This window comes from Streptomyces sp. PL-29, from assembly GCF_058344425.1.
In genome coordinates, this window is sequence record NZ_CP136996.1 from 4,250,841 (window position 1) to 4,276,103 (window position 25,263).

The 25,263-nt window shown below is 73.2% G+C and carries 20 protein-coding genes; 12 read left to right on the forward strand and 8 right to left on the reverse strand.

Annotated features, from left to right (window positions below; genetic code table 11):
* Window positions 1–16 precede the first annotated feature (16 nt).
* The 3 genes from R4Z63_RS19605 to R4Z63_RS19615 all read left to right on the forward strand — a co-directional run bounded on the left by R4Z63_RS19605 (window position 17) and on the right by R4Z63_RS19615 (window position 3,200).
* Window positions 17–1,312 carry an ATP-binding protein gene (locus R4Z63_RS19605; RefSeq protein ID WP_037919023.1) on the forward strand — a complete coding sequence of 432 codons (1,296 nt, stop codon included), beginning with the start codon at window positions 17–19 and terminating at the stop codon, window positions 1,310–1,312.
* Window positions 1,309–2,007: a LuxR C-terminal-related transcriptional regulator gene (locus tag R4Z63_RS19610; protein WP_037919026.1), complete on the forward strand. Its 699-nt coding sequence runs from the start codon at window positions 1,309–1,311 to the stop codon at window positions 2,005–2,007. The genes R4Z63_RS19605 and R4Z63_RS19610 overlap by 4 nt, the downstream gene beginning before the upstream one ends.
* Before the next feature lie 89 nt (window positions 2,008–2,096).
* Entirely contained in the window at window positions 2,097–3,200 is a 1,104-nt protein-coding gene (locus R4Z63_RS19615; protein WP_037919046.1) for an alpha/beta hydrolase, read from the forward strand.
* A 30-nt stretch (window positions 3,201–3,230) separates the two neighbouring features.
* Here the strand turns inward: R4Z63_RS19615 and R4Z63_RS19620 are convergent, their stop codons facing one another.
* Window positions 3,231–4,280, reverse strand: coding sequence for a C40 family peptidase (locus R4Z63_RS19620; RefSeq protein ID WP_384447112.1), 1,050 nt, complete (start codon window positions 4,278–4,280; stop codon window positions 3,231–3,233).
* Window positions 4,281–4,424: 144 nt separating this feature from the next.
* The gene (locus R4Z63_RS19625; RefSeq protein WP_384447114.1) at window positions 4,425–4,778 is read right to left on the reverse strand and encodes a hypothetical protein; all 354 of its coding nucleotides are present in this window, start codon (window positions 4,776–4,778) and stop codon (window positions 4,425–4,427) included.
* Between the two features lie 80 nt (window positions 4,779–4,858).
* Here R4Z63_RS19625 and R4Z63_RS19630 point away from each other — a divergent pair, with 80 nt between their 5' ends.
* Window positions 4,859–5,203 (forward strand): ArsR/SmtB family transcription factor, encoded by a 345-nt coding sequence (locus R4Z63_RS19630; RefSeq protein WP_384447116.1) that lies wholly within the window; start codon window positions 4,859–4,861, stop codon window positions 5,201–5,203.
* Complete coding sequence (gene pcrA, locus R4Z63_RS19635) at window positions 5,187–7,730, forward strand: DNA helicase PcrA (RefSeq protein WP_384447118.1); 2,544 nt, start codon at window positions 5,187–5,189, stop codon at window positions 7,728–7,730. Before R4Z63_RS19630 ends, pcrA begins: the two co-directional genes overlap by 17 nt.
* Window positions 7,731–7,814: 84 nt before the next feature.
* Here the strand turns inward: pcrA and R4Z63_RS19640 are convergent, their stop codons facing one another.
* On the reverse strand, window positions 7,815–9,344 hold the full coding sequence (locus R4Z63_RS19640; RefSeq protein ID WP_384447120.1) for a M23 family metallopeptidase: 1,530 nt from the start codon (window positions 9,342–9,344) through the stop codon (window positions 7,815–7,817).
* Between the two features lie 228 nt (window positions 9,345–9,572).
* Window positions 9,573–10,355 (reverse strand): esterase/lipase family protein, encoded by a 783-nt coding sequence (locus tag R4Z63_RS19645; RefSeq protein WP_384447122.1) that lies wholly within the window; start codon window positions 10,353–10,355, stop codon window positions 9,573–9,575.
* 188 nt (window positions 10,356–10,543) lie between these two features.
* Between R4Z63_RS19645 and icmB the strand changes: the two genes are divergently transcribed.
* Window positions 10,544–10,945 (forward strand): coenzyme B12-dependent isobutyryl CoA mutase small subunit, encoded by a 402-nt coding sequence (gene icmB, locus R4Z63_RS19650; RefSeq protein ID WP_037919068.1) that lies wholly within the window; start codon window positions 10,544–10,546, stop codon window positions 10,943–10,945.
* Window positions 10,946–11,028: 83 nt separating this feature from the next.
* Here the strand turns inward: icmB and R4Z63_RS19655 are convergent, their stop codons facing one another.
* Together R4Z63_RS19655 and R4Z63_RS19660 are read right to left on the reverse strand one after the other, a co-directional pair.
* Complete coding sequence (locus R4Z63_RS19655) at window positions 11,029–12,603, reverse strand: DUF5691 domain-containing protein (RefSeq protein WP_384447124.1); 1,575 nt, start codon at window positions 12,601–12,603, stop codon at window positions 11,029–11,031.
* A 253-nt stretch (window positions 12,604–12,856) separates the two neighbouring features.
* The gene (locus tag R4Z63_RS19660) at window positions 12,857–14,200 is read right to left on the reverse strand and encodes an SWIM zinc finger family protein (protein ID WP_037919073.1); all 1,344 of its coding nucleotides are present in this window, start codon (window positions 14,198–14,200) and stop codon (window positions 12,857–12,859) included.
* Window positions 14,201–14,334: 134 nt separating this feature from the next.
* Between R4Z63_RS19660 and R4Z63_RS19665 the strand changes: the two genes are divergently transcribed.
* The 5 genes from R4Z63_RS19665 (at window position 14,335) to sucD (ending at window position 21,445) form a co-directional block, all read left to right on the forward strand.
* Window positions 14,335–15,441 (forward strand): ATP-binding protein, encoded by a 1,107-nt coding sequence (locus tag R4Z63_RS19665; protein ID WP_384447127.1) that lies wholly within the window; start codon window positions 14,335–14,337, stop codon window positions 15,439–15,441.
* The gene (locus R4Z63_RS19670; RefSeq protein ID WP_384447129.1) at window positions 15,438–17,726 is read left to right on the forward strand and encodes a DUF5682 family protein; all 2,289 of its coding nucleotides are present in this window, start codon (window positions 15,438–15,440) and stop codon (window positions 17,724–17,726) included. The genes R4Z63_RS19665 and R4Z63_RS19670 overlap by 4 nt, the downstream gene beginning before the upstream one ends.
* Window positions 17,727–17,866: 140 nt before the next feature.
* Entirely contained in the window at window positions 17,867–19,063 is a 1,197-nt protein-coding gene (locus R4Z63_RS19675; protein ID WP_384447131.1) for a VWA domain-containing protein, read from the forward strand.
* 291 nt (window positions 19,064–19,354) lie between these two features.
* On the forward strand, window positions 19,355–20,533 hold the full coding sequence (gene sucC / locus R4Z63_RS19680) for an ADP-forming succinate--CoA ligase subunit beta (RefSeq protein ID WP_037919079.1): 1,179 nt from the start codon (window positions 19,355–19,357) through the stop codon (window positions 20,531–20,533).
* Between the two features lie 21 nt (window positions 20,534–20,554).
* On the forward strand, window positions 20,555–21,445 hold the full coding sequence (gene sucD, locus R4Z63_RS19685) for a succinate--CoA ligase subunit alpha (protein ID WP_030764277.1): 891 nt from the start codon (window positions 20,555–20,557) through the stop codon (window positions 21,443–21,445).
* Between the two features lie 75 nt (window positions 21,446–21,520).
* Here sucD and R4Z63_RS19690 read toward each other — a convergent pair whose 3' ends face one another.
* Window positions 21,521–22,663: a helix-turn-helix domain-containing protein gene (locus R4Z63_RS19690; protein ID WP_384447134.1), complete on the reverse strand. Its 1,143-nt coding sequence runs from the start codon at window positions 22,661–22,663 to the stop codon at window positions 21,521–21,523.
* Window positions 22,664–22,782: 119 nt separating this feature from the next.
* Between R4Z63_RS19690 and R4Z63_RS19695 the strand changes: the two genes are divergently transcribed.
* The gene (locus R4Z63_RS19695) at window positions 22,783–24,459 is read left to right on the forward strand and encodes a cell division protein PerM (RefSeq protein WP_384447136.1); all 1,677 of its coding nucleotides are present in this window, start codon (window positions 22,783–22,785) and stop codon (window positions 24,457–24,459) included.
* A gap of 72 nt (window positions 24,460–24,531) precedes the next feature.
* Here R4Z63_RS19695 and R4Z63_RS19700 read toward each other — a convergent pair whose 3' ends face one another.
* On the reverse strand, window positions 24,532–25,116 hold the full coding sequence (locus R4Z63_RS19700; protein ID WP_384447138.1) for a hypothetical protein: 585 nt from the start codon (window positions 25,114–25,116) through the stop codon (window positions 24,532–24,534).
* Window positions 25,117–25,263 lie beyond the last annotated feature (147 nt).

The following is a 25,263-nucleotide window of genomic DNA, read 5'->3' on the forward strand; positions in this document are numbered from 1 at the left end:
TGTGACCCTTGGTGGCATGCCCGTAGCCGCCGCCACCCGCCCCCCGCACGCCCCGGACGCCGACGACCCGCCGCAGCGCAAGCTGTACCGCAGCGCCGACGGCCGGATGCTCGGCGGTGTCGCGCGCGGTCTGGCCGGGCACCTCGGGCTGCCCGTGGGCTGGGTCCGGCTGGCGTTCCTGCTCCTGTTCATGTGGGGGGACGGCCTGGGCGTGCTGCTCTACGCCGCGTTCTGGGTGTTCGTACCGCTCGGCGTCGGCGGGCGCGCCGGGCACCGCTCCTTCTTCGAGAACCTCCCCGACGGCGCCCGCCGGCTGCGCAAGCCCGACCGGGGGCAGGTCACCGCGCTGATCGCCCTGTTCGTCGGCGCGGGCATCTTCATCTCCAAGGTCCAACTGGGCGGCGAGTCCGGGCGCTACGTGTGGCCGACGCTGCTGGTCGGGGCCGGGGTGGTCCTCGTATGGCGGCAGGCGGACAACGCCCGCCGCGCCCACTGGACCACGGCCGCGGGACGGCACGGGCGCCTCTTCCAGGCCGCCCGCGCGCTCGCCGGCGTCGCCCTCGTCGGCGTGGGCCTCACCGTCTTCATCGTGGTACGGGGATCCGCCGCACAGCTCGGCAACGTCCTGACCGCCACCCTCGCCGTCCTCGTCGGCGTCGCCCTGCTCGCCGGACCCTGGCTGATCCGGATGACCCAGGACCTTTCCGAGGAGCGGCTCATGCGCATCCGCGCCCAGGAACGCGCCGAGGTCGCCGCCCACGTCCACGACTCCGTGCTGCACACCCTCACCCTGATCCAGCGCAACGCGGAGGATGTCGGCGAGGTCCGACGGCTCGCGCGGGCCCAGGAGCGCGAGCTGCGCAACTGGCTCTACAAGCCCGAGGGCACCGGCAAGGACGAGGCCGAGGAGCCGGTCACCCTGGCCGAGGCCGTGAAGAAGACCGCGGCCGAGGTGGAGGACCACCACGGGGTGCCCATCGAGGTCGTCGTCGTCGGCGACTGCCCGCTCGACGAGAAGCTGGGGGCCCAGATCCAGGCCGCGCGCGAGGCGATGGTCAACGCCGCCAAGTACGGTGGCGAGGGCGGCCCGGTGCAGGTGTACGCGGAGGTGGAGGGGCAGACGGTGTTCGTGTCCGTACGGGACCGGGGGCCCGGCTTCGACATCGACGCGGTACCCGAAGACCGCATGGGCGTACGAGAATCGATCATCGGCCGGATGCAGCGCAACGGCGGGACCGCGCGACTGCGGTCCGCGCCCGACGGCGGCACGGAAGTCGAGCTGGAGATGGAAAGGGCGGCGAACACGGCATGACCGAGGCCGGAGAGAACGCAGGCACGGGGGAGACCAGGCGCGTCCGGGTGGTGCTCGTCGACGACCACAGGATGTTCCGCACGGGAGTGCAGGCCGAGATCGGCGAGACCGACCGGACCGGCGTCGAGGTCGTCGGCGAGGCCGCCGACGTCGACCAGGCCGTCACCGTCATCACCGCCACCCGGCCCGAGGTGGTCCTCCTCGACGTGCACCTGCCCGGCGGCGGCGGTGTCGAGGTGCTGCGCCGCTGCGCCCCGCTGATGGCGGCCGCCGAGAATCCGGTGCGGTTCCTGGCGCTGTCGGTGTCCGACGCGGCCGAGGACGTCATCGGCGTGATCCGCGGGGGTGCACGCGGCTACGTCACCAAGACCATCACCGGCACCGACCTGGTGGACTCGGTCTTCCGGGTGCAGGAGGGGGACGCGGTGTTCTCGCCGCGGCTGGCGGGCTTCGTGCTCGACGCGTTCGCCTCGACGGACGCGCCGCCGGTGGACGAGGACCTGGACCGGCTCACGCAGCGCGAGCGCGAGGTGCTGCGGCTGATCGCGCGCGGATACGCGTACAAGGAGATCGCCAAGCAGCTCTTCATCTCGGTGAAGACGGTCGAGTCGCACGTCTCGGCGGTGCTGCGCAAGCTCCAGCTCTCCAACCGGCACGAGCTGACCCGCTGGGCGACGGCCCGCCGGCTCGTGTGACGCCGGACCGCCCGGGACCTGCCGTGTGATCCACACCGCAGGTCACCCGGGCAACCGGGCTCCCGCCGGCCGCACTCTAGGCTGGCGTGATGAGCTTGACCGGTACACCCTTCTTCGTGTCGGTGATCGCGCTGACCGTGATCGCCGTCATCCTCCCCCTGGCCCTGTGGAGCAAGGTGCGCGGCCCTGCCGTCCTGCGCGCCGTGCCCCGTGTCCTGATGGTGGTGTTCGCCCAGGTCACAGCCGTCGCCGTGGTGTTCGTCGCCGTCAACCGGGCCGAGCACTTCTACAACTCGTGGGACGACCTGCTCGGTACCGGCAACTACGTCACCGCCGCGCCCGACCTCGGCCCCGACGGTCTGGGCGGCAAGCAGGCCGAGGAGGCGCCGAAGGTCAAGCAGGCGTTCCGGCCGGTCGAGGGTCTCGGCGGCCGGGTCCAGAAGACCGAGCTCGACGGGCAGATATCCGGCGTCAGGGGCGACGTGCTGGTGTGGCTGCCGCCGCAGTACGACGACCCGGCCTTCAAGGACAGGAAGTTCCCGGTCGTCGAACTCATCCCGGGCATCCCGGGCACGGGCAAGTCCTGGTTCCAGGGGCTCAAGGTGCACGAGGTGCTGGAGCCGCTGATGAAGAGCGGCAAGGTGCAGCCGTTCATCCTCGTCTCCCCGCGCGCCATGCTGGTGGGCAACGGCGACACCGGCTGCGCCAACCTCCCCGGCAAGGTCAACGCGGACAGCTGGTTCAGCGTCGACGTCCGCAAGATGGTCGTCGACACCTTCCGCGCCTCGGACGAGGCCCGCACCTGGGGCGTCGCCGGCTATTCGGCCGGCGCCTACTGCGCCGCCAAGCTGGCGATCTCCCACCCCGACCGCTACAGCGCGGCCGTCTCCCTCTCCGGCTACAACGATCCCGGCCAGGAACCCTCCTCGCTGGTCGCCCAGGATCCTCAGCTGCGTGTCTCGCACAACCTGAAGAACGTCCTCAAGGCCCAGCCGGTGCCGCCGGCGGTCTCGCTGTGGATGTCGGGCGCCGAGCACGACGGCTACCTGTCCGGCATGGACCTCAAGGCGCTCGCGCAGAAGCCGACCGCCGTGCACGCCGAGAAGGTCACCGGAGGCCACAACCTCGACTCGTGGTCCAAGCAGTTGCCGCAGACCTTCGGCTGGCTGAGCGGCGTGGTCAAGGCCCCGTAGCTCCCGCGGGCTGTGCGCCGGGGCCGGGGCTCAGGCCGGGCGGGAGGCTCCGGCCCAGGGCATCGAGTCGATCGGGGCCAGCCGGACCGTCGATCCCGGGCGCGGGGCGTGGATCATCTGGCCGTTGCCGACGTAGAGGCCGACGTGCGTGATCCCGGAGTAGAAGAACACCAGGTCGCCGGGGGCCAGCTGGTCGCGGGAGACGCGTCGGCCGGCGTTGATCTGGGTGTAGGTCGTGCGCGGCAGGGAGACTCCGGCCGAGCGCCAGGCCGCCTGGGTCAGCCCCGAGCAGTCGAAGGAGCCGGGCCCCGTCGCGCCCCACACGTACGGCTTGCCGATCGCGGAGCGTGCGAAGGACACGGCGCGGGCCGCGCGGGAGCCGTCGGCGGGCGGCGGGGGAGCCGCGGTGGCCGGGCCGGAGGGCGCGGCGGCGGTGCCGGGCGCCTGGGCCTCGTAGGCGGCGCGCTCCTCGGCGGTGAGCTTGGCCAGCAGACGCCTGGCGGCGGCGAGCTTCTGTTCGGCCTCGGCCTTGTGGGCGGCGAGTTCGTCCTGCCGGGAACGGAGGTCGGAGAGTCGGCCGGAGGCCTGCTCCCGCAGCTGGGAGACCTCGTCGAGCTTGCGGCGCACGGCGGCGATCCCGGCGGCGTTGCGGTCCCCGGCGCGAGAGATGAAGGAGGCCTGGGCGAGGTACTCCTGCGGGTCGTCCGCCAGGGCGAGCCGGACGGCGGTGCCCAGGGAACCGCTGCGGTACTGAGAGGCGGCGAGCGTCCCGAGCGCGCCGCGGGCGGTGTTGAGCTGATCCGCCTTGCGTGCGGCCTCGTCCCGCAGGTCGGTCAGCGCCTTCTCGGCCTCGTCGGCCTGCTCCTTCGCCCCGTTGTACCGCTCGTTCGCCGCCTCGGCCTCCTCGTAGAGCCGGTCCACCTCCGTTTTGATCTGGGCGGGGGTGGGCCGGGGGTCGGCCTGCGAGGTGCCTTCGAAGACGGTGGCGGTGGCAGCGCCCGCGAGGGCGAGGGTGGCGGCGGTCGTCCGTGCCGAGCCGCCGGAGAGGGGGCGCTGCCGGGGCTTTCGATGACTGGCCACGCGGGCCTCACGTCCTTCCTCTGCCGGTGCTTGGAGGAGGACGCTAGACCCGGGGGTAACGGGCGGATGACGGGATGATCGCAAGTGCCCGCGATGAGATCGGAGCTGGCCGCACCGGACCGGAGCGGATCGATCCGGTGCGGGTCAGTGCCAGAGAAGGGCGATGAAGATGTTGATCACGGTCAGCCCGCCGACGGCGCCGAACAGCGCCTTGTCCACGTGCTCCTCGTCGCGCTTGACGTAGACGAGGGCGAGGATCACGAAGAGGAGGGCGAGCTTCACGCCGACCTTGACGTTGTTGACGGGCGAGCCGTCCATCTCGTTGAAACCGACGAGGAGCACGCCGGTGACGAGCATGGTGAGCGCGCCGTGCAGCATGGCGGGCGTGAAGCGGGCGGTGCCCGCGCTCATCGCCTTCATCTGGGTCAGGAAGCCGCCGAGGAGCGCGGCGATCCCGATGATGTGCAGGCCGACGAAGACACTGATGAGTACGTCCATGGCAGTCGAGCGTACGGGGGCGTACCGGCGGCGCGGGAAGCGGGTCGGTGTCCGTACGAGAACTGCGTACAGTGGAGGGCGTGCCCGCCGCCGACCCGATCCACCCCGCCGTCGACCGCCTGGAGCTCGTCGGCGTCCTGGCGGCGCTCGGGCATCCCGTCCGGCTGGAGATCGTCCGCAAGCTCGCCTCCGGCGAGGAGGCCTTCTGCGGCGAGGTGGTGCCCGACCTGCCCAGGTCGAGCGTCACGCACCACCTCAAGACGCTGCGCGAGAGCGGAGTCATCTGCCAGCGCCCCCAGGGCCGCAGGCTCTACCTCGCCCTGCGCCGCGACGACCTCGACCTGCGCTTCCCAGGGCTGCTGGAACTCGTCCTGGCCTGTCGGTCCCGCCCCCTAGACTCGGATTGCGATGAGCAGCCTCTTTGACGACAGCTTCCTGGCGGACCTCACCCCCTCCGACGAGGTCCCGCCGCCGCCCGAGGAGCACCCCGCCCCGGAGGCGGGTGCGGACGACCTCTTCGGGGGGCGCTTCGACGTGCCCATGACCGGCGATGCGTACTACCGGGACGGTGCGCCCAAGCCCGTCATCGACCCGGCGACGCTCCTCGACGGCCTGAACGAACAGCAGGCCGCCGCCGTGGTGCACGCGGGTTCCCCGCTGCTCATCGTGGCCGGCGCGGGCTCCGGCAAGACCAGGGTGCTCACGCACCGCATCGGCCACCTGCTGGCCGCCCGGAACGTCCACCCCGGCCAGATCCTGGCGATCACCTTCACCAACAAGGCCGCCGGTGAGATGAAGGAGCGCGTCGAAGGCCTGGTCGGCCCGCGTGCCAACGCCATGTGGGTCTCCACCTTCCACAGCGCCTGCGTGCGCATACTGCGCCGCGAGTCCAAGCGGCTCGGCTTCACGTCCTCCTTCTCGATCTACGACGCGGCCGACTCGAAGCGCCTGATGGCGCTCGTCTGCCGCGACCTGGACCTGGACCCGAAGAAGTTCCCGCCGAAGTCCTTCAGCGCCAAGATCTCGAACCTGAAGAACGAACTGGTCGACGAGGAGGCCTTCGCCGACCAGGCGGCAGGGGGCACCTCCCGGACGGAGTCCGGGGGAGGCTTCGAGAAGACGCTCGCCCAGGCGTACGCGATGTACCAGGCGCGGCTGCGCGAGGCCAACGCCCTCGACTTCGACGACATCATCATGACCACGGTGCACCTGCTCCAGGCCTTCCCGGACGTCGCTGAGCACTACCGGCGCCGCTTCCGGCACGTTCTGGTCGACGAGTACCAGGACACCAACCACGCGCAGTACACGCTGGTGCGCGAGCTGGTCGGCACCGGCTACCCCGACCTGCCCCCGGCGGAGCTGTGCGTGGTGGGTGACGCCGACCAGTCGATCTACGCCTTCCGCGGCGCGACGATCCGCAACATCCTCCAGTTCGAGGAGGACTACAAGGACGCGACGACGATCCTGCTGGAGCAGAACTACCGCTCCACGCAGACCATCCTCTCCGCCGCCAACGCCGTCATCGAGCGCAACGAGAACCGCCGCGCCAAGAACCTGTGGACCGAGGCCGGCACCGGCGCGGTCATCACCGGCTACGTCGCGGACACCGAGCACGACGAAGCGCAGTTCGTCGCCGACGAGATCGACCGGCTCACCGACGCCGGGGACGCCAAGGCCGGGGACGTCGCGATCTTCTACCGGACCAACGCCCAGTCGCGCGTGTTCGAGGAGATCTTCATCCGGGTCGGCCTGCCGTACAAGGTCGTCGGCGGCGTCCGCTTCTACGAGCGCAAGGAGGTCCGGGACGTCCTCGCGTACCTGCGCGTCCTCGCGAATCCGGAGGACAACGTCCCGCTGCGCCGCATCCTGAACGTGCCCAAGCGCGGCATCGGAGAGCGCGCCGAGGCGATGATCGACGCTCTCGCGCTGCGCGAGAGGATCACCTTCCCGCAGGCGCTGCGGCGGGTCGACGAAGCCTTCGGCATGGCGGCCCGCTCGACCAACGCGGTGAAGCGGTTCAATGCGCTGATGGAGGAGCTCCGTACCGTCGTCGACTCGGGCGCCGGCCCGGCGGTGGTGCTGGAGGCGGTCCTGGAGCGCACCGGGTACCTCGCCGAACTCCAGGCCTCGACCGACCCGCAGGACGAGACGCGGATCGAGAACCTCCAGGAACTGGCCGCCGTGGCGCTGGAGTTCGAGCAGGCGCGCGAGGCCGCTGCCGCCGAGGCCCCGGAAGGGACGGCGCCGGCCGGTCCCGGCACGCTCGCCGAGTTCCTGGAGCAGGTCGCCCTCGTCGCCGACTCCGACCAGATCCCCGACGAGGACGAGGACGGCTCCGGCGTCATCACCCTCATGACCCTGCACACCGCCAAGGGCCTGGAGTTCCCGGTGGTCTTCCTGACCGGCATGGAGGACGGGGTCTTCCCGCACATGCGCGCGCTGGGTCAGACCAAGGAGCTGGAGGAGGAGCGCCGTCTCGCCTACGTCGGCATCACGCGGGCGCGCGAGCGGCTGTACCTGACCCGGTCCGGCATGCGCAGCGCGTGGGGCACCCCCTCGTACAACCCGCCGTCCCGGTTCCTGGAGGAGATCCCCGACCAGTACCTGCAGTGGAAGCGCACGGGAGCGGCCCAGAAGCCGGCCGGCCCGATGCGCAGCGCGGGCTACGGCTCCGGCGCGGGCGGCGGACGGCCGTCGTTCGGCACCTCGCCCGAGGCCTTCCTGTCCTCCTCGCGCACGAAGTCGGGCCCGTCCGGGTTCGCGACGCGCCGTGCAGCGGACAAGCCCGTCATCGCCCTGGCGGTCGGGGACCGGGTCACGCACGACCAGTTCGGGCTCGGCACCGTGACGGAGGTCAAGGGCGCGGGCGCGGACGCCCAGGCCACCATCGACTTCGGCGACGACAAGCCCAAGCGGCTGTTGCTGCGTTACGCGCCGGTGCAGAAGCTCTGACCTCCGGCCCGGTGCCCCGCATGCGCGGGTGCCCGGCAGCGAGAACGCTGCCGGGCACTTGCGGAGCCGGTCGTGCCGGAGCGCCTACCTCGGGTCCAGGCCCTTGCTGCGCAGCCAGGCCAGCGGGTCGATCGCGGAGCCGCCGCCGGGCCGGACCTCGAAGTGCAGGTGCGGGCCGGTGGAGTTGCCGGAGTTGCCGGAATAGGCGATGACGTCGCCCGCCTTGACCTTGCCGCCGCGGATCTTGGTGGAGCTGAGGTGGCAGTACCAGGTCTCGGTGCCGTCGGGCGCGGTGACGATGGCCATGTTCCCGTAGGCGCTGTTGTACTGCGTGCGCACGGTGCCGTCGGTTGCCGCCATGACCGGAGTCCCGTAGGACACCGGGAAGTCGATTCCGGTGTGCACCGACATCCACATGCCGCCGGCTTGGCCGAAGCTGGCGCTGAGGCCGTGCTGCCCGACGGGGATTGCGAACTTGGGGCGGGCGGCCTCCTTGGCCGCCGCCTCCTCGGCCTTCCTCTTCTTCTCCTCTTCCTGGCGCTCGCGCAGGTCGATGCGCTCCTGGGTGCGGCTCGCACGGTCCGCGAAGTCACCCGCGTCGGCGCTGAGCGCGACCAGTTGGGTGTCGAGCTTGGTGTTGGCCGCCACCGGCTTGACCGAGGCCGGGTCGGGGGCGGCCATCGTGGTGGTGTCCTCGCCGGGCTTGTCCGTACCGGTGAGTCCGCCGACGGAGGCGGCCGCGACGCCCGCGACGCCCATCACGCAGGCGGACGGAACGGCGACGGTCAGCAGGGCGGAACGCTTCGCCGGGGTGCGCCGGCGGCTGCTGCCCGCCTTGCTGCCGCCGGTCTTGGCGGCGCCCTTGGCGGCGCCGCGGCGCGCGGCGCGCGGTGCGGACGTCACCGGCATGGCCTGGGTGGGCATGTCGTGCACGCCGTGCAGTTCGTGGACCTCGGGCAGCTCGTACGCCTCGGCGGCCTCGGGTGCCCCGTCGGAGAGCACTTCGAAGACGGCGGTCTCGCTGTACCCCTCGGCCACGGTCTCCGCACCGGGGGTGTCGGGGGCGTCGGCCCCGGCCTCCTGGACGTGGCCGACGGTGCCGAGCGTGACCGTGCCGTACGCGTACTCCTGCTCCACGGGCTGGTAGGCGTACGCGTATGTGGCCTCGGGCTGCGCCGGAGTCGGAGCCGGGGCGACGGTGTTCCAGGCGGTCGCGTCGTAGGCGCCGGTCTCGGTACCGGTGGTGCCGAAGCCCGGCATCGCCCAGTGGCCGGTCTGCTCGCCCGAGGCGTCGTAGCCGAAGGAGGCAGACGGGTAGGCGGCGTATCCGGACTGGTCCCCGGCCGTCCCGGCGGTGGACCAGGCACTCGCGTCCCAGCTCCCGGTGGTGTCCCCGGCGGCGGACTGCGGCGGGATCGTGGACAGGTAGGGGTCCTGCGAGGTCCACGCGGTGGTGTCGTACGCGCCGGTCTCGTAGGAGCCGTAGGTGGCGTAGTTGACTCCTTGGCCCTGCGTTTCGTAGGAAGCGTAGCGCGAGTCACCAGCGAAAGCGGTGGTGGAAAGGCCGTCATACCCGGAATCCGGGTACTGGCCCGACGGGGGGCGGTCGTTCACCAACTTCTCTTTCGCCTCGGCAGTGGGGGCCTGGGTGGCCGGGAACGCGAGGTTCACCGGAGGAGAGCAGTGGCGTGACTGTACCCGGCGGTTACTGGCAACGACAATCTTCGCTCGGTCTCCAGATCAGCGGAACCGGGCATTCGGCCGTCTTTCGGTCGCCGGAAGACGCAGCCTTGGCCTTGAGTTCGAAATATGTTCGAGTGACGGTCGGTGGGTGCCGGCCGGTCAGGCGACGAAAGCGGCGTCCGGGCCGGTCACGACCGCCGGGGCGGGGCCGTCGAGGGCGCGGCCAACCGCCGCGATGACGGCCGGGTGCGCCGGAAGGGCGAGGTGGCCGATACCCATGACCTGCACGTTCTCCACATGCAGGTCGGGATGCTCGATCCGGGCGCTCCCGACCGGGGTCATCAGCGTGTCGAACTCGCTCCAGAACGCCACGCAGCGGGTCGCGCAGCCGGGCGAGGGTGCCGCGAGCTCGGCCAGCACCTCGGAGCCGGGGCGCATCTGCCGGACCAGAGGATGCGCGTCCATGAAGGGGGCCACCCGGGTGCCGGAATGCGGGGTGCCGAGCGTGATCAGCGTGCGTACGCGCGTGTCGCCGCCGAGGCGCTGGACGTAGTAGCGCCCGACCAGCCCGCCCAGGCTGTGCCCGACGATGTCCACCCGCTCCTGTCCCGTGCGCTCGCGCAGTTCCTCGACACGCCGGGCGAGGTGGCGGGAGGTGACGCGCAGGTCGAGGGTGAGGGGCGAGTAGTTGTACGCCTCCACGTGCCGTAGGCCGCCGACTCCGAGGGCGCGGCGCAGCAGGACGAAGACGGACCGGTTGTCGGTGAACCCGTGGAGGAGCAGGACCGGCGGGCGCGTCGTGGCCGGGACGCGGACGACCTTTTCCTGGCACACCCCGGTGGGGTACAGCAGGAGATGCCCGCCGAGCACAACGGCCTCAAGGGCCCCCGCCCGCAGGGCGGCGCCGGAGAAGGGGACGGGCACGGGTAAGGACAGACCCATCGACGGCCTCCTGTGATCCTCCTGGGACTCGTCGTCCCGGGACGACGGCCGCCGCGCCACCGTGCCGTGCGGCTGCCGGCACGGTGGCGCAATGCCGTCCCACGTGTGATTTCCCCCTCGTGCTTGACCGCGAAACGGCAGCGTGCGCGATGCTGTACTTAACGTTCGTTCACTCGGGAGGCAGTGCGATGGGTGTGACCGGTCCGATCCGTGTGGTGGTGGCCAAGCCGGGTCTCGACGGCCACGACCGCGGGGCCAAGGTGATCGCGCGTGCGCTGCGGGACGCGGGCATGGAGGTCATCTACACGGGCCTCCACCAGACCCCGGAGCAGATCGTGGACACCGCGATCCAGGAGGACGCCGACGCGATCGGGCTCTCGATCCTCTCGGGTGCCCACAACACGCTCTTCGCGCGCGTGCTGGAACTCCTCAAGGAGCGCGACGCGGAGGACATCCAGGTCTTCGGTGGCGGCATCATCCCGGAGGACGACATCGCCCCGCTGAAGGAGAAGGGCGTGGCCGAGATCTTCACCCCGGGCGCGACGACGACCTCCATCGTGGAGTGGGTCCACGCCCACGTCCGTCGGTAGCCCGGCCGCTTCGGCCCCGCCGGTGGTCGGGGCGCGGGGTTCGGGGGCGGGGCCCGGTCCCCGGCCCGGCAGCCCGCCGGAGGTCAGGCCGGCGCGAGTTCCGACAGCATCGTCGCGCGCAGTCGAAGTGTGGCCACCAGGCGCTGGAAGGCCTCGGCCCAGTACGCGGCCGCACCCGGGGTCGCGTCCGGCGGCTCCTCCGCGGCGGCGGTCAGGGCTTCCAGGCGGCCGGCCTCGCCGGGGTCGAGGCAGCGCTCCGCCAGGCCCATCACCCCGCTGAAGCTCCACGGGTAGCTGCCGGCTTCCCGGGCGGTGTCCAGCGCGTCGACGACGGCCCGGCCCAGCGCTCCCGCCCACGGCACCACGCACACGCCGAGCAGCTGGAAGGCCTCCGACAGGCCGTGCGCCCGGACGAACTCCGCGACCCACTCGGCCCGTTCTCCGTCGGGCAGGGTCTCCAGCAGCTTGGCCCGCTCCGCGAGCGAGGCCGTGCCCGGACCTGCCGCGGGCGGCGCCGACGCCGGACCCAACAGGGCGCGCGACCATTCCGGGTCGCGCTGGCGCACCGCGGCCCGGCACCACGCCGCGTGCAGTTCCTCCGCCCAGCCCTCGGCCGCTGCCACCGGCAGCGCCACTGTCTCCGCCGGGCCCAGGCCCCCGAACCGCTCCCGCCAGCAGGACAGCGGTGCGGCCTCGACCAGCTGGCCGAGCCACCAGGCCCGCTCCCCGCGGCCGGCGGGCGGCCGCTTGACCACCCCGTCGCGGAGCATCCCCCCGTCGCACTCCGTCGGCGGCGTCACCCCCTCGGGTCCCACGCAGGCCAGCGCGCGCACGGCCATCCGGCCCGCCAGCGCCGACTGCGGCAGCGCCGACAGCAGTTCGGCCGCCGTCGCGCGGACATTGCGGCTGCGGTCGTCCAGCGCCGCCTCCAGGAAGGACTCGTCCTGCAGGGACAGCCCCACCCTCAGCGAGTCGAGGAACATCAGCCGGTCCTCGGCCCGTTCGCTCGCCCAGGTCGTCGCCAGCAGCCGCGGTGCGGCGGCCGGGTCATGCGCGCGTACGGCACCGAGCAGTGCCACGCGCTCGGCGAACAGCCCCTCCTCCCACAGCCGTTCCACCGCGGACGGGTCGGTCACGTCCGGCAGTTCCCCGCCGCCCGCCCCGCCCCGCAGGGCGAACCGCCAGTCCGGATTCATCCGTGCCAGCCACAGTCCCCGCGGCCCGGCCAGAGCCAGTGCCTGTGGGCGCAGGTCCGTGCGCGCCCGGGCCGCGTCCAGCAGAGCCGGCACGAGCGCGGCGGGCGCGCGGTAGCCGTGCCGGCCGGCCGCGGCCAGCCACTGCGGGAGCAGTTCCGTCAGATCCGGGGCCGTCCCGCGCCGCCCACCACCCCCGCCGGTACGGTCCGCCAGCAGGTGCGCGAGCCGGCGGCCCGCAGCCTCCGGCGGCGCCGGCCGGAGGTCGTGGGGCGCGGGCTCCGGCCGCGGCCGCGCCACCGCCGGCCGCAGACCGGCGCGGCGGCGGACGGCGTGCACGGCCGCCGCGTCCAGCAGCGCCTCCGGCGAGCCGACCGGGCCCCCGCCCCGGCGCCGGTCGGTGCCCAGCAGCGCGGCACCGACCAGCTCCTGCCACTCCCCGTACCTCTCGTCACCCTCGCCCATCGGTGCCCCTCCCTCGCCGCTCGTCCTCGGTCGTCTTTTCAATGCCCCGGTCCCGCCCCCTCCGCGGGACCGAGGCGGTCGATGTGCCGTGCGAATCCGCTCAGCTGGCGTGGTTGTCGTTCATGAAAGCCCCCCGGCTTCTCGTCGTTGCGTGCACGGCGCCCCCCGGCGCCGCTCTTCTCCCTGCCACCGCCGCGCGACGGCACGGGACCCCCCAGGCCCCCTTGCTCCGTGGCGGTCCCTCCCGCCCCGCTCAGGACAGGGCGACCGGCTCCGGCGAGTCCGGCTGCCAGGCCGTCAGAGGGGTGAATCCGCGGTGTCCGCACTCGCCGAAGACCGTCACCGGGCCCCCGCCCGACAACGCGGCCAGCTGCCACAGGCCCCCTCGGGAGCGGCTGCCCGCCCCGGTGAGGGGCACCGGCAGGGCGGAGGTGCCCTCCGCGTCCGCCAGCTGCCAGCCGAGCTCTCCCGGTATCGGAACCACCGGCCCGAGCACCACAGGCCAGGACTCCAACCACGGGTCGTCCCGTAGCGCCGCCCCGTAGGCCTCCAGAGCCGCCCCCGTGCTCACTCCGGCCGGAACCTCCGGGCACGGTGCGGCCGTCGCGCGGCTTTCTCCGAGGTCCGCCCGCAGCCCCGCCGACCCGGGCCGGAAGCGCATCTCCGCCTCCAGCACCAGCCCCACCGGCAGCGCCAGCGCAGGCAGCCGCCCGGGCGGCCCGAAGTCCAGCACCAGCGCGGGCCGTCCGCCCGCCAGCCCGCGCAGCCACGTCCGGCGGGTGGTGAGCCGTCCGTCCGGCGACACCGAGTCGTACTGCGCGAGCACCAGCCAACGGTCCCGTACGGCCTCCCCCTCCCCGGAGGCCGGCAGTCCCACCCGGCTGCGCACGGTCGCCGCCAACTGGTCCGGAAGCCCCGTCACCCCCATCCAGGCCCGGTCCAGCAGGTGCAGCAGCGCCGCCTCCTCCAGCATCCGGGCGGGCCAGCCCGGGCCGCAACCGGGTATCGTCGCCAACTCCCTCACGCGCCCCGCCAGTCCGGGTGCCTGTGCGTCCACCATCCGGGCCGCGGTCTCCTCCCACGCCCCGTAACCGGCCTGCTCCTGGCCCGCGAGGCCGCCGCGCAGCAGATCGGCCAGCCGCTGTTCCAGCTCGGTCACGCCCGCGCCGACGCGCGCCGCCCGCCGGCCGGCCCTGCGCCGGGCCCCCTCCTCGTCGACCGGTCGGGCCGCCCCGGCCGCCGGGCGCGCGGCCCGGGCCGCCCGGTCCGCCAGCCACTGTGCGGCCCAGTCCGGAGCTTCCCCGGGCTCGCCGACCCCCTCGGCGGACCAGAGCAGGAGCAGTCCCAGCGCGTGCTTGCACGGGAACTTCCGGCTCGGGCAGGAGCACATGTAGGCCGGTCCGGTCAGGTCGACGACCGTCCGGTACGGATTGCTGCCGCTGCCCTTGCACAGCCCCCACACAGAACCGGAAGCGGAACCTCCGATCTGTGACCACGGCCCTGCCCCACCGAGTCTGCCGCCCGCTTTGCGTGAGGCATCGTCAGGAGCCAGGGCCAGTACCTGTTCCGCCGTCCAGCGGACCCCCTGCTCAGTCATGGAAACCACCGTAGAGACCCCCTCTGACAATCGCCCTGACCTGCAACAACGCGCTGAGTTGGGGGCGTTGTCAGTGGCGTGGTGCACCGTGGGAACAGCAGTCGGGAGCGACTGCCGAGCAATGGAGGGGGACCATGAGCAAGCCCGAGAACGGCATCGGCACCGAGGCGCTGCGACCGCACGCCGAAGACGCCTTCGCGCACGAACTGAAAGCCCTGGCGGACGCCGACGACAGGCCCCGCCCGACCCGCTGGAAGCTCTCCCCCCGGGCCGTCGCCACCTACCTGCTCGGCGGCACGCTCGACGACGGCACGGTGATCACACCCAAGTACGTGGGACCGCGCCGCATCGTCGAGGTCGCCGTCACCACCCTCGCCACCGACCGCGCCCTGCTGCTGCTCGGCGTTCCCGGCACCGCCAAGACCTGGGTGTCCGAACACCTCGCGGCCGCCGTCAGCGGGGACTCCACCCTCCTCGTCCAGGGCACCGCCGGCACCCCCGAGGAGGCCATCCGGTACGGCTGGAACTACGCCCGGCTCCTCGCCCACGGCCCCAGCCGCGAGGCGCTCGTCCCCAGCCCCGTCATGCGGGCCATGGCCCAGGGCATGACCGCCCGCGTCGAGGAGCTCACCCGCATCCCCGCCGACGTCCAGGACACCCTCATCACCGTCCTGTCCGAGAAGACGCTGCCGATACCGGAGCTCGGCGAAGAGGTCCAGGCCGTGCGCGGCTTCAACCTCATCGCCACCGCCAACGACCGCGACCGCGGGGTCAATGAGCTCTCCAGCGCCCTGCGCCGCCGCTTCAACACCGTCGTCCTGCCACTGCCCGCCACCGCCGACGCCGAGGTCGACATCGTGGCCCGGCGCGTCGACCAGATGGGCCGCTCCCTCGACCTGCCGGCCGGGCCCGAGGGACTGGAGGAGATCCGCCGCGTCGTCACCGTCTTCCGGGAGCTGCGCGACGGGGTCACCGACGACGGCCGGACGAAGGTCAAGTCGCCCAGCGGCACCCTCTCCACGGCAGAGGCCATCTCCGTCGTCACCAACGGCCTCGCCCTGGCCGCCCACTTCGGGGACGGCGTACTGCGCCCCTCCGACGTGGCCGCGGGGATCCTCGGCGCCGTCGTGCGGGATCCGGCGGCCGACAAGGTGGTCTGGCAGGAGTACCTGGAGGCCGTGGTCCGCGAGCGTGACGGCTGGAAGGACTTCTACCGGGCCTGCCGGGAGGTGACCGCGTGAGCACCGCCCGCCAGGGCCCACTGCTCCTCGGCGTGCGCCACCACGGGCCGGGATCGGCCCGAGCCGTCCGCTCCGCCCTGGAGGCGGCCCGCCCGGCGGCCGTGCTGATCGAGGGGCCGCCCGAAGGGGACGCGCTGCTCGCACTGGCCGCCGACCCCGGCATGCGGCCTCCCGTGGCGCTGCTCGCGCACGCGGCGGACGACCCGGGCCGAGCCGCGTTCTGGCCACTCGCCGACTTCTCCCCGGAGTGGGTGGCGATCCGCTGGGCGCAGGAGTCCGGCGTACCGGTCCGGTTCATGGACCTGCCCGCCGCGCATGCGCTGGCCGCCGCCGAGCCGGACGCGGACCACGCCGAGCCCGACGCGGTCCGGCTCGACCCCCTCGCGGTGCTCGCCGAGACCGCCGGGTACGACGACGCCGAGCGCTGGTGGGAGGACGTCGTCGAGCACCGGGGGAGCGCCGGTGCGGGGGAGGAGGCGCTCGGCGCGTTCGAGGCGCTGGGGGAGGCCATGGGGGCCCTGCGCGAGGCGTACGGCGACGGCGGCCACCGCCGCGACCTGGTGCGCGAGGCGTACATGAGGCAGCGGATGCGCGCCGCCCGCCGCGAGTTCGGTGACGGGTACGCCGTGGTGTGCGGAGCCTGGCACGTCCCGGCGCTGCGGGCGAAGACCACCGTGGCCGCCGACAAGGCGCTGCTGAGCGGACTGCCGAAGGTCAAGGTGGAGACCACCTGGGTGCCGTGGACCCACCGCCGGCTCGCCCGGGCCGGCGGGTACGGAGCGGGGATCACCTCGCCCGGCTGGTACGCCCACCTGTTCTCCGTCCGTGACCGGCCCATCGAGCGATGGCTGACCAAGGTTGCCGGCCTGCTGCGCGAGGAGGACCGGCAGGTCTCCTCGGCGCACGTCATCGAGGCGGTCCGGCTGGCCGGGGCCCTGGCCGCGATGCGGGGCAGGCCCCTGCCCGGCCTGACGGAGACCCTGGAAGCCGTCCGGGCGGTGATGTGCGACGGCTCCGATGTACCGCTCGCCCTCATCGGGGACCGCCTCGTGGTCGGCGACGTGCTCGGCGAGGTGCCGGACGCGGCGCCCGTCGTACCGCTCCAGCGCGACCTGACGCGCCGGCAGCGGTCGCTGCGGCTCAAGGCGGAGGCGCGGGACCGCGAGCTGGAGCTCGACCTGCGCAAGGACACCGATGCCGCGAAGTCCCGGCTGCTGCACCGGCTGCGGCTGCTCGGCATCGACTGGGGCACCCCGACGGCCTCCCGCAGCAGCACCGGCACCTTCCGGGAGACCTGGCGGCTGCGCTGGGAGCCGGAGCTGTCCGTGCGGGTCGCCGAAGCCGGGATCTGGGGCACCACCGTCCGCGCGGCGGCCACGGCCAAGGCGGAGGCGGACGCCGCGGGCGCCGGGGAGCTGGCCGAGATCACGGCGCTGGCCGAGCGGTGCCTGCTGGCCGGACTGGCCGGGGCCCTCCCGGCCGTACTGCGGGCCCTCGCCGACCGCGCCGCGCTGGACACGGACGTCGCCCGGCTCGCGAAGGCCTTGCCGGCACTGGCCCGTTCGCTGCGCTACGGCGACGTGCGGGGCACCGACGCGACGGCGCTCGGGGCGGTCGCGGCCGGCCTCGCCGAGCGGATATGCGTCGCGCTCCCCCCGGCCTGTGCGGCCGGCCTGGACGCTGACGCGGCGGCGGAGCTGCGCGACCACGTCGACGGGGTGCACGCGGCGGTCGGCCTGCTGGCGGACACCGGCGACGGGCTGCGGGAGCGCTGGTCCGCCGTGCTGCGGACGCTGGCCGAGCGGGACACCGTGCCGGGCGTCATCCGGGGCCGAGCGGCCCGGCTGCTTCTCGACGACGGGCGGCTGGAAGCCGGGGAGACGGCCCGGCTGATGGGGCTCGCCCTGTCCCCGGCCGCTTCGCCCGCCGACGCGGCGGGCTGGATCGAGGGCTTCGCGGGCGGGAGTTCGGGCGGCGGCACGCTGCTGGTCCACGACGACCGCCTGCTCGGCCTGATCGACAGCTGGCTGGTGGGCGTGCCGGAGCGCGCCTTCACCGATGTGCTCCCGTTGCTGAGGCGGACGTTCGGGGCGTACGAGCCGGGGGTGCGAAGGACCCTGGGCGAGCTGGTACGGCGCGGCCCGGCCTCCTCCGCGCGAGCGGCGCGGTCGACGGGCGACGCCCCCGAAGGCTTCGCCCCCGACCTGGACCGGGAGCGGGCGGACGCGGTGACGGAGCTGGTCCGGATGCTGCTCGCGTCTCCCGACGGGGTCGCGGCCGGCTGAGGGCGCGGCCGTTGCGGGGCGCTGCCCCGGACCTCCGCGCCGGACGGGGCCGGACGCGGACGGGCCGGGACCAGGCAGGCCGGGACCAGGCGGGCGGAATCGAAGAGTCACGAGTACGACGAGTGCAGGGGGACGGACGGATGAGCGGCAGGGAGACGGGCGTGGCGGCGGGGCAGGACACGGCGGACCCGGCCGGAGCCGAGCGGCTGCGGCGGTGGCGGATGGTGCTCGGCGGGGCAGACGCCGACGGGACGGGCCACACACCGACCGGGCGGGACGCGGCGATGGACGCCGCGCTCGGCGCGCTGTACGGGGGAGGCGGCGAAGGAGGGGGCCGCCGCGCATCGGGGGCGGCCAGGTCGGCCGGGCTCGGCGGGTCCGCGCCGAACGTGGCCCGCTGGCTCGGGGACATCCGTACGTACTTCCCCAGCTCCGTGGTCCAGGTGATGCAGCGCGACGCGATCGAGCGGCTCGGCCTGTCCGCTCTGCTGCTGGAGCCGGAGATGCTGGAGGCCGTCGAACCGGACGTCCACCTGGTCGGCACCCTGCTCTCCTTGAACAAGGCGATGCCCGACACGACGAAGGAGACGGCGCGGGCCGTGGTCCGCACGGTGGTCGAGCAGCTGGAGAAGCGGCTGGCGACCCGCACCCGGGCCACCCTCACCGGCGCGCTCGACCGGTCCGCCCGGGTCAGCCGTCCCCGCCACCACGACATCGACTGGGACCGTACGATCCGCGCCAACCTGAAGAACTACCTGCCCGAATACGCCACCGTCGTCCCCGAGCGGCTGATCGGTTACGGCCGTGCGGCCCGATCGGTGAAGAAGGAGGTCATCCTCTGCATCGACCAGTCGGGTTCGATGGCGGCCTCCGTCGTCTACGCCTCCGTCTTCGGCGCGGTCCTCGCCTCCATGCGTTCGATCGCCACCCGTCTGGTCGTCTTCGACACCGCGGTCGCCGACCTGACCGACCAGCTCGACGACCCGGTCGACGTCCTCTTCGGCACCCAGCTGGGAGGCGGCACCGACATCAGCCGGGCCCTCGCCTACTGCCAGTCGAAGATCACCCGCCCTGCCGACACGGTCGTGGTCCTGATCAGTGATCTCTACGAGGGCGGCATACGCAACGAGATGCTGCGCCGGGTCGCCGCGATGAAGGCGGCGGGCGTCGAATTCGTGACCCTGCTCGCGCTGTCCGATGAGGGAGCCCCGGCCTACGACCGCGAACACGCCGCGGCCCTCGCCGCACTCGGGGCTCCGGCCTTCGCCTGCACGCCCGACCTGTTCCCGGAGGTAATGGCCGCCGCGCTGGAGAAGCGGCCCCTGCCGACCCCCTGAGACCCCTCCGACACGCCCGCCCCGGGCACCGGTGTGAATCGGCGGATCACACGAATTTCCAGTTCAACCGTAAGGCGTTCTGTGACAGGTATCACCGTTCAGGTGTGATCTGCGATTTAGGGTCGCACGCCCCACGGGGATAACCTGCCGGACGGACATGCCGCGTCCACGGTCACCGTGTGCGCCTTCCTTGTGACAGCGCCGTCACGTTGCCCTCCGCGGCACGCCCACGCAGATAGCAGACAACCGCGAATCACTGCGAATCTTTAAAAAGACAAGGGACGGACGCGCGTGGACCTGTTCGAGTACCAGGCGAGGGACCTCTTCGCCAAGCACGGTGTACCGGTGCTGGCCGGTGAAGTCATCGACACGCCTGAGGCGGCTCGCGAGGCCACCGAGCGGCTGGGCGGCAAGTCGGTCGTCAAGGCGCAGGTGAAGGTCGGCGGCCGCGGCAAGGCCGGCGGCGTGAAGCTGGCCGCCACCCCGGACGAGGCCGTCGCCCGCGCGACGGACATCCTGGGCATGGACATCAAGGGCCACACGGTCCACAAGGTGATGATCGCGGAGACCGCTCCCGAGATCGTCGAGGAGTACTACGTCTCGTACCTCCTCGACCGCACCAACCGCACCTTCCTGGCCATGGCCTCGGTCGCGGGCGGCATGGACATCGAGCAGGTCGCCGAGGAGACCCCGGAGAAGCTCGCCAAGGTCCCGGTGAACGCCAACGAGGGCGTGACCATCGAGAAGGCCCGCGAGATCGTCGCGCTGGCGCAGTTCCCGGCCGAGGTTGCCGAGAAGGTCGCCGAGGTCCTCGTGACCCTGTGGGACACCTTCATCGCCGAGGACGCCCTCCTCGTCGAGGTCAACCCGCTCGCCAAGGTCGCCTCCGGCGAGGTCATCGCCCTCGACGGCAAGGTCTCCCTCGACGAGAACGCCGAGTTCCGTCAGCCGGGTCACGAGGAGTTCGTCGACCACGCCGCCGCGAACCCGCTCGAGGCCGCCGCCAAGGCGAAGAACCTCAACTACGTCAAGCTCGACGGTGAGGTCGGCATCATCGGCAACGGCGCGGGTCTCGTCATGAGCACCCTGGACGTCGTCGCCTACGCCGGCGAGAACCACGGTGGCGTCAAGCCCGCCAACTTCCTGGACATCGGCGGTGGCGCCTCCGCCGCCGTCATGGCCAACGGTCTCGAGATCATCCTCGGGGACCCGGACGTCAAGTCCGTCTTCGTCAACGTCTTCGGTGGCATCACCGCGTGCGACGAGGTCGCCAACGGCATCGTCCAGGCGCTCGCCCTGCTGGAGCAGAAGGGCGAGGCGGTCACCAAGCCGCTCGTCGTCCGTCTCGACGGCAACAACGCCGAGCTGGGTCGCAAGATCCTCTCGGACGCCAACCACCCGCTGGTGCAGCGCGTGGACACCATGGACGGCGCGGCCGACAAGGCCGCCGAGCTCGCGGCTGCGAAGTAAGGGCAGAGGTCACAGACTCACATGGCTATCTTCCTCAACAAGGACAGCAAGGTCATCGTCCAGGGCATGACCGGTGCCACGGGCATGAAGCACACCAAGCTGATGCTGGCTGACGGCACCAACATCGTCGGCGGCGTGAACCCGCGCAAGGCCGGCACGACCGTCGACTTCGACGGCACCGAGGTCCCGGTCTTCGGCTCCGTCGCCGAGGCGATGGAGAAGACGGGCGCCAACGTCTCCGTCCTCTTCGTCCCGCCGGCCTTCGCCAAGGCCGCCGTCGTCGAGGCCATCGACGCCGAGATCCCGCTGGCCGTCGTCATCACCGAGGGCATCGCGGTGCACGACTCCGCCGCCTTCTGGGCGTACGCGACCGCCAAGGGCAACAAGACCCGCATCATCGGCCCGAACTGCCCGGGTCTGATCACCCCCGGCCAGTCCAACGCCGGCATCATCCCGGGCGACATCACCAAGCCCGGCAAGATCGGTCTCGTGTCGAAGTCCGGCACGCTGACCTACCAGATGATGTACGAGCTGCGCGACATCGGCTTCACCTCGGCCGTCGGCATCGGTGGCGACCCGGTCATCGGCACCACGCACATCGACGCTCTGGAGGCCTTCGAGGCCGACCCGGAGACCGAGCTGATCGTCATGATCGGTGAGATCGGCGGCGACGCCGAGGAGCGTGCGGCGGACTTCATCGCGAAGAACGTCACCAAGCCGGTCGTCGGCTACGTCGCGGGCTTCACCGCCCCCGAGGGCAAGACCATGGGCCACGCCGGCGCCATCGTCTCCGGCTCCTCCGGCACGGCGCAGGCCAAGAAGGAGGCCCTTGAGGCCGCCGGTGTCAAGGTCGGCAAGACGCCGACCGAGACCGCCGAGCTCGCTCGCGCGATCCTGAACGCCGCTCAGTAAGCAGCGGCCGTAAGGCTGAACGGGCGTGGCCCGCACCCCTCGGGGTGCGGGCCACGCCCGTTCGCGTACGAGCTCTCACTCGATCCTCGGCGTGATGCGTGCCGGGCCCGCCTGCGGATCCGTGCGCAGCTTGTCGTGCAGTTGCCTGCTCCGTTCGGTGAGCTGCTGCGGGCCGCTGAGCGGCGGCACCCCGGACACGCTCTCGCCGGGTGCCGGCGGTGGGTCGTACCGGGTGGGTGCGGTCGCCGCCGTGTAGGCGGTGGCGACCGTGATCACCGCGGTCAGGCCGAGTGTCGCCCGGGTCCACTGCCGGCCGCGCCGCTCGCCGCCGCCGCGGACCGTCGCGGCCGGGCGCGGGTCGAGCGGGAAGGGCGGCCGCAGGCCGACGAGCCGCTCCCGCAGCGCCGCGGACTGCTTCTCGACCGGTACGTCGGCCAGTTCGGGGATCCGGGCGGCGAGCTCGGCGTGCGCGTGCAGGATGCGGTTGCCGGCGGCGAGGGTGGTGGCCTCGGTCTCGGCTGCGGTGTCGGGCAGGTCCAGGCCGACGCCGTCGTAGAGCAGGACGGTGCGCCGGTGGAGGGCGGACAGGGCGAGCAGCGCGTCGAGCAGGATCCGGTCGGCGGGATCGGCGGGGAGCCGGTCGGGCTTGCGGTGGGCACGCCGGAACCGGTGCCAGGGGGAGAGCGCGTGCTCGTACGCGATCGCGCGCACCCAGCCTTCCGGGTCCGGGTCGGCGGCCACTTCCGGCCACTGGTCCCAGGCCCGGGTGAAGGCCCGGTCGACGGCCTCCAGGGCGAGGGCACGGCGGCCGGTGAGCAGGTAGGCCTGCCGGGCGAGGGCGGGCGTGGCCCGGTCGTAGAGGGTGTCGAAGGCTTCGGCGGGTCCGTTCAGGGGGTGTACGACCGGCCGGGTGGCGGCGCCGGGTGGGCCGCCCCCGGTGCCGGGGGCGACGGCGGCCGCTGCGCCTTCGTCCGGGCCGGCCGGACCGCCCCCGCCCCCGGGTGCCCCCTCCACCGGCGGTGCCGCGAGGCCGTCGAGGAAACGTGCGTAGGCGTCCTGCTTGCGGCCGCGCGGGTTCGTGCGCCCGGACTCCCAGTGGCGGACCGTCGCCGCGGTGACGCCCACGGCCGCCGCGACCTCATCGAGCGTCAGTTCCGCGGCCTCGCGCAGTCTTCGGCGCTCGTGCGGGGCGGGCAGGCCCTCGACGCTTCTTGTCATGCCACACTCCCCGCGACCCGGCAGCCCTGAGCAATAAAGTACATAAACGTATATTGGGCGACACCACGGACATTCGCCTGTTACCCGTCCATAGCGCGTGTCGTTGGCACCATGGCGGGGTGACCCAAGTGACCGAACGCGGGACCCGGTTGCCGGCGGCCCCGCGAGCCGGCGTGCGACGGCGTTCGCCGGCCGCCGCCGCATGCGTGGTGGGCGGCGCCGTGGCGGCCGGACTCGGGCTCGGCTTCCTCGCCGTGCTCGTCATCGTCCTGTGGATCAGCTCCCCCTATCCCGACAGCGGCCCCGGTGGTGCCCTGCACCTCGCCGCCGGGCTGTGGCTGCTCGCCCACGGGGCCGAACTGGTGCGGTACGACACGCTCTCCGGCGTACCGGCACCCGTTGGTGTGACACCGCTGCTGCTCATCGGGCTGCCCGTCCTGCTCATGCGGCGGGCGGCCCGGCTGGGCGGCGCCTGCGAGGAGGAGGGCGAGGAGGTGCTGCCCGCGACGGCCGTGTTCTCGGCCGTGCTCTGCGGGTACCTCGCCGTCGGCGCGTTCGCCACGGTGTACGCCGCCGGCGGCCCGATGCCGGCCGACCCGATCAGCGCCGCCTGGCACGTTCCGATGGTCGCCGTACTGGCCGCGGCCGGAGGCGTGTGGGGGGCCAAGGGGCGGCCGCTCGGGCCGCTGCCGAACTGGCTGCCGAGAGGCGTGCGCCGCGGCTTCGCACGCCCTCGGTACGCGCTGGCGCTGCGGGCGGGCGCCGGCGGCGCCCTGGTGCTCCTGGGCGGCGGGGCGCTGCTCGTCGGCGCCTCGCTCGCCTGGCACGGTGCGCAGGTCCAGAGCTCGTTCCTGTCGCTGACCGGGGTGTGGTCGGGCCGGTTCGCGGTCCTGCTGCTCGCGGTCGCCCTGATTCCGAACGCCATGGTCTGGGCGGCGTCCTACGCCCTCGGCCCCGGCTTCGCCCTCGGCGCCGAGGTGACGGCCTCCCCGCTCGGCTTCGCGGGCGCGCCCGCGCTGCCCCGGTTCCCGCTGCTGGAGGCGCTCCCGGCCGCAGGGCCGGGCACCCCGCTGACCTGGACCGCCACCGCGGTGCCGGTGGTCGCGGGGCTGGCGGTGGGCTGGTTCGCGGTGCGCCGGGCGCGTGAGGTCTCGTACGGGGAGACCGCGCTCACGGCGGCACTCGGAGCGCTGGTGTGCGGCCTGGTGATGGCCGGGCTCGCGGCGGCCTCGGCGGGACCGCTGGGTTCGCGGCGGCTCGCCGAGTTCGGGCCGGTGTGGTGGGCCACGGGAGCGGCCGCCTTCGCGTGGACGCTGCTGCTGGCCGTGCCGGTCGCGGTGGGGGTGCACGCGTGGCGCTATCGCCCGGCGCAGGGACCGGCAGCGGTGGACGCGGACGCTCCGGTGGACGACGGCTGGCACGACAGCGGGGTGCGGGAACTGAGGTGGGAGGCGATGCGGAAGGCGTCGGGGGCGCTGGTTCCGGAGATCCCGCCCGAGCCGGTGCCTCCGGCGGTTGCGGCGGCGGTGGCGGCTCCGGTGGCGGCGGCCGCACCTGCGGTCGCGGTGATGCCGGAGACCGCGGCCGCACCCGAGGCCGTGGCGGCTCCGGAGGCGGTCCCCCCGGTACGGGCGCGGCGGGCGGTGACGGTGGTGGCCGGGCTGGATCTCGGTCCGAGGCCGAGGCCGGGTCCGGGATCGGGTTCGGGATCGGGTGCGGGGCCGGTGGGCCCGCCGCCGAGTCCGCAGCCGGTGGCCGGGGCGAGGGTGCTGCCCCGGCGAAAACCGCCCGCCTAGCCGCCGCCTAGCCGTCGCCTCCGGGCCCCCGCGCCGGGGACATCGGCGGGGCGGGACCTTCGCATCACGCCCTTAGAGGGGGACCTTCAGGACGTCGCCGACGACGTTGTCCGGCAGGAGGCTGTTGCACTGGAGCTCCGCCGATTTGGTGAGGGCGTCGTCGCGGCAGACGTAGAAGTCCTTGTACGCGAGCTGCAGTGCGTACGAGCTCATGGCCAGCAGGATCGCCAGCGAGGCGGTGACCAGGCCGCTCACCGCCGCGGTGCGCTGGGGGCGGGCCGCCGGGCCCAGCGCGTCCAGGCCCTTGGGGGCACCCGGCTCGCCGGTCGCCGCGGCCGGCTTGCCGCGCAGCGCGCTGATCCCCCAGTACAGGGCGAGCGCGCCCAGCAGCAGGCCGACCGACGGGATCCCGAAGATCCCGAAGAAGAAGCCCCACATGCCGGCCAGCAGCGCGTAGCGGGCACGGCGCTGGATCGGGTCCGTCGGGTCCCAGCGCGCCGGACCCCGTTGGCCGCCCGAGTCCCCCGGGCCGTTCCCGTCGCCGTTCCCGCCGTCGCCGCCGCTGCGCGGCTGCCACGGCTGGTCGGGCCGGCCCTCCGGCGGGGCCGCGTAGGGGTTGTCGTCGGTGGGGGAGTCGGGCTGACGGCGGTCCGGCATCGGGTGTGTTACTTCCCCTGTGTCATGGACGTCACGAGGACATCGAGGCGAGGTGAGGCCAGTTTGCGGCTTGTACGCCAGACGCTACCGCCCGCCCGTCCCCCCGTCCCTCGGGGGCCGTCCGGTGTGCCGGTATCGTTGCAGGCG

What these genes read in the sequence shown, in the direction of transcription:
- R4Z63_RS19615 (WP_037919046.1), top strand. Translation starts at nt 2,097, where the DNA reads ATGAGCTTGACCGGTACACCCTTCTTCGTGTCGGTGATCGCGCTGACC.
- R4Z63_RS19625 (WP_384447114.1), bottom strand. Translation starts at nt 4,778, where the DNA reads ATGGACGTACTCATCAGTGTCTTCGTCGGCCTGCACATCATCGGGATC.
- R4Z63_RS19655 (WP_384447124.1), bottom strand. Translation starts at nt 12,603, where the DNA reads ATGGGCGAGGGTGACGAGAGGTACGGGGAGTGGCAGGAGCTGGTCGGT.
- R4Z63_RS19675 (WP_384447131.1), top strand. Translation starts at nt 17,867, where the DNA reads ATGAGCGGCAGGGAGACGGGCGTGGCGGCGGGGCAGGACACGGCGGAC.
- R4Z63_RS19700 (WP_384447138.1), bottom strand. Translation starts at nt 25,116, where the DNA reads ATGCCGGACCGCCGTCAGCCCGACTCCCCCACCGACGACAACCCCTAC.
- R4Z63_RS19665 (WP_384447127.1), top strand. Translation starts at nt 14,335, where the DNA reads ATGAGCAAGCCCGAGAACGGCATCGGCACCGAGGCGCTGCGACCGCAC.
- R4Z63_RS19605 (WP_037919023.1), top strand. Translation starts at nt 17, where the DNA reads ATGCCCGTAGCCGCCGCCACCCGCCCCCCGCACGCCCCGGACGCCGAC.
- R4Z63_RS19690 (WP_384447134.1), bottom strand. Translation starts at nt 22,663, where the DNA reads ATGACAAGAAGCGTCGAGGGCCTGCCCGCCCCGCACGAGCGCCGAAGA.
- pcrA (WP_384447118.1), top strand. Translation starts at nt 5,187, where the DNA reads ATGAGCAGCCTCTTTGACGACAGCTTCCTGGCGGACCTCACCCCCTCC.
- sucD (WP_030764277.1), top strand. Translation starts at nt 20,555, where the DNA reads ATGGCTATCTTCCTCAACAAGGACAGCAAGGTCATCGTCCAGGGCATG.
- R4Z63_RS19660 (WP_037919073.1), bottom strand. Translation starts at nt 14,200, where the DNA reads ATGACTGAGCAGGGGGTCCGCTGGACGGCGGAACAGGTACTGGCCCTG.
- R4Z63_RS19645 (WP_384447122.1), bottom strand. Translation starts at nt 10,355, where the DNA reads ATGGGTCTGTCCTTACCCGTGCCCGTCCCCTTCTCCGGCGCCGCCCTG.
- R4Z63_RS19610 (WP_037919026.1), top strand. Translation starts at nt 1,309, where the DNA reads ATGACCGAGGCCGGAGAGAACGCAGGCACGGGGGAGACCAGGCGCGTC.
- icmB (WP_037919068.1), top strand. Translation starts at nt 10,544, where the DNA reads ATGGGTGTGACCGGTCCGATCCGTGTGGTGGTGGCCAAGCCGGGTCTC.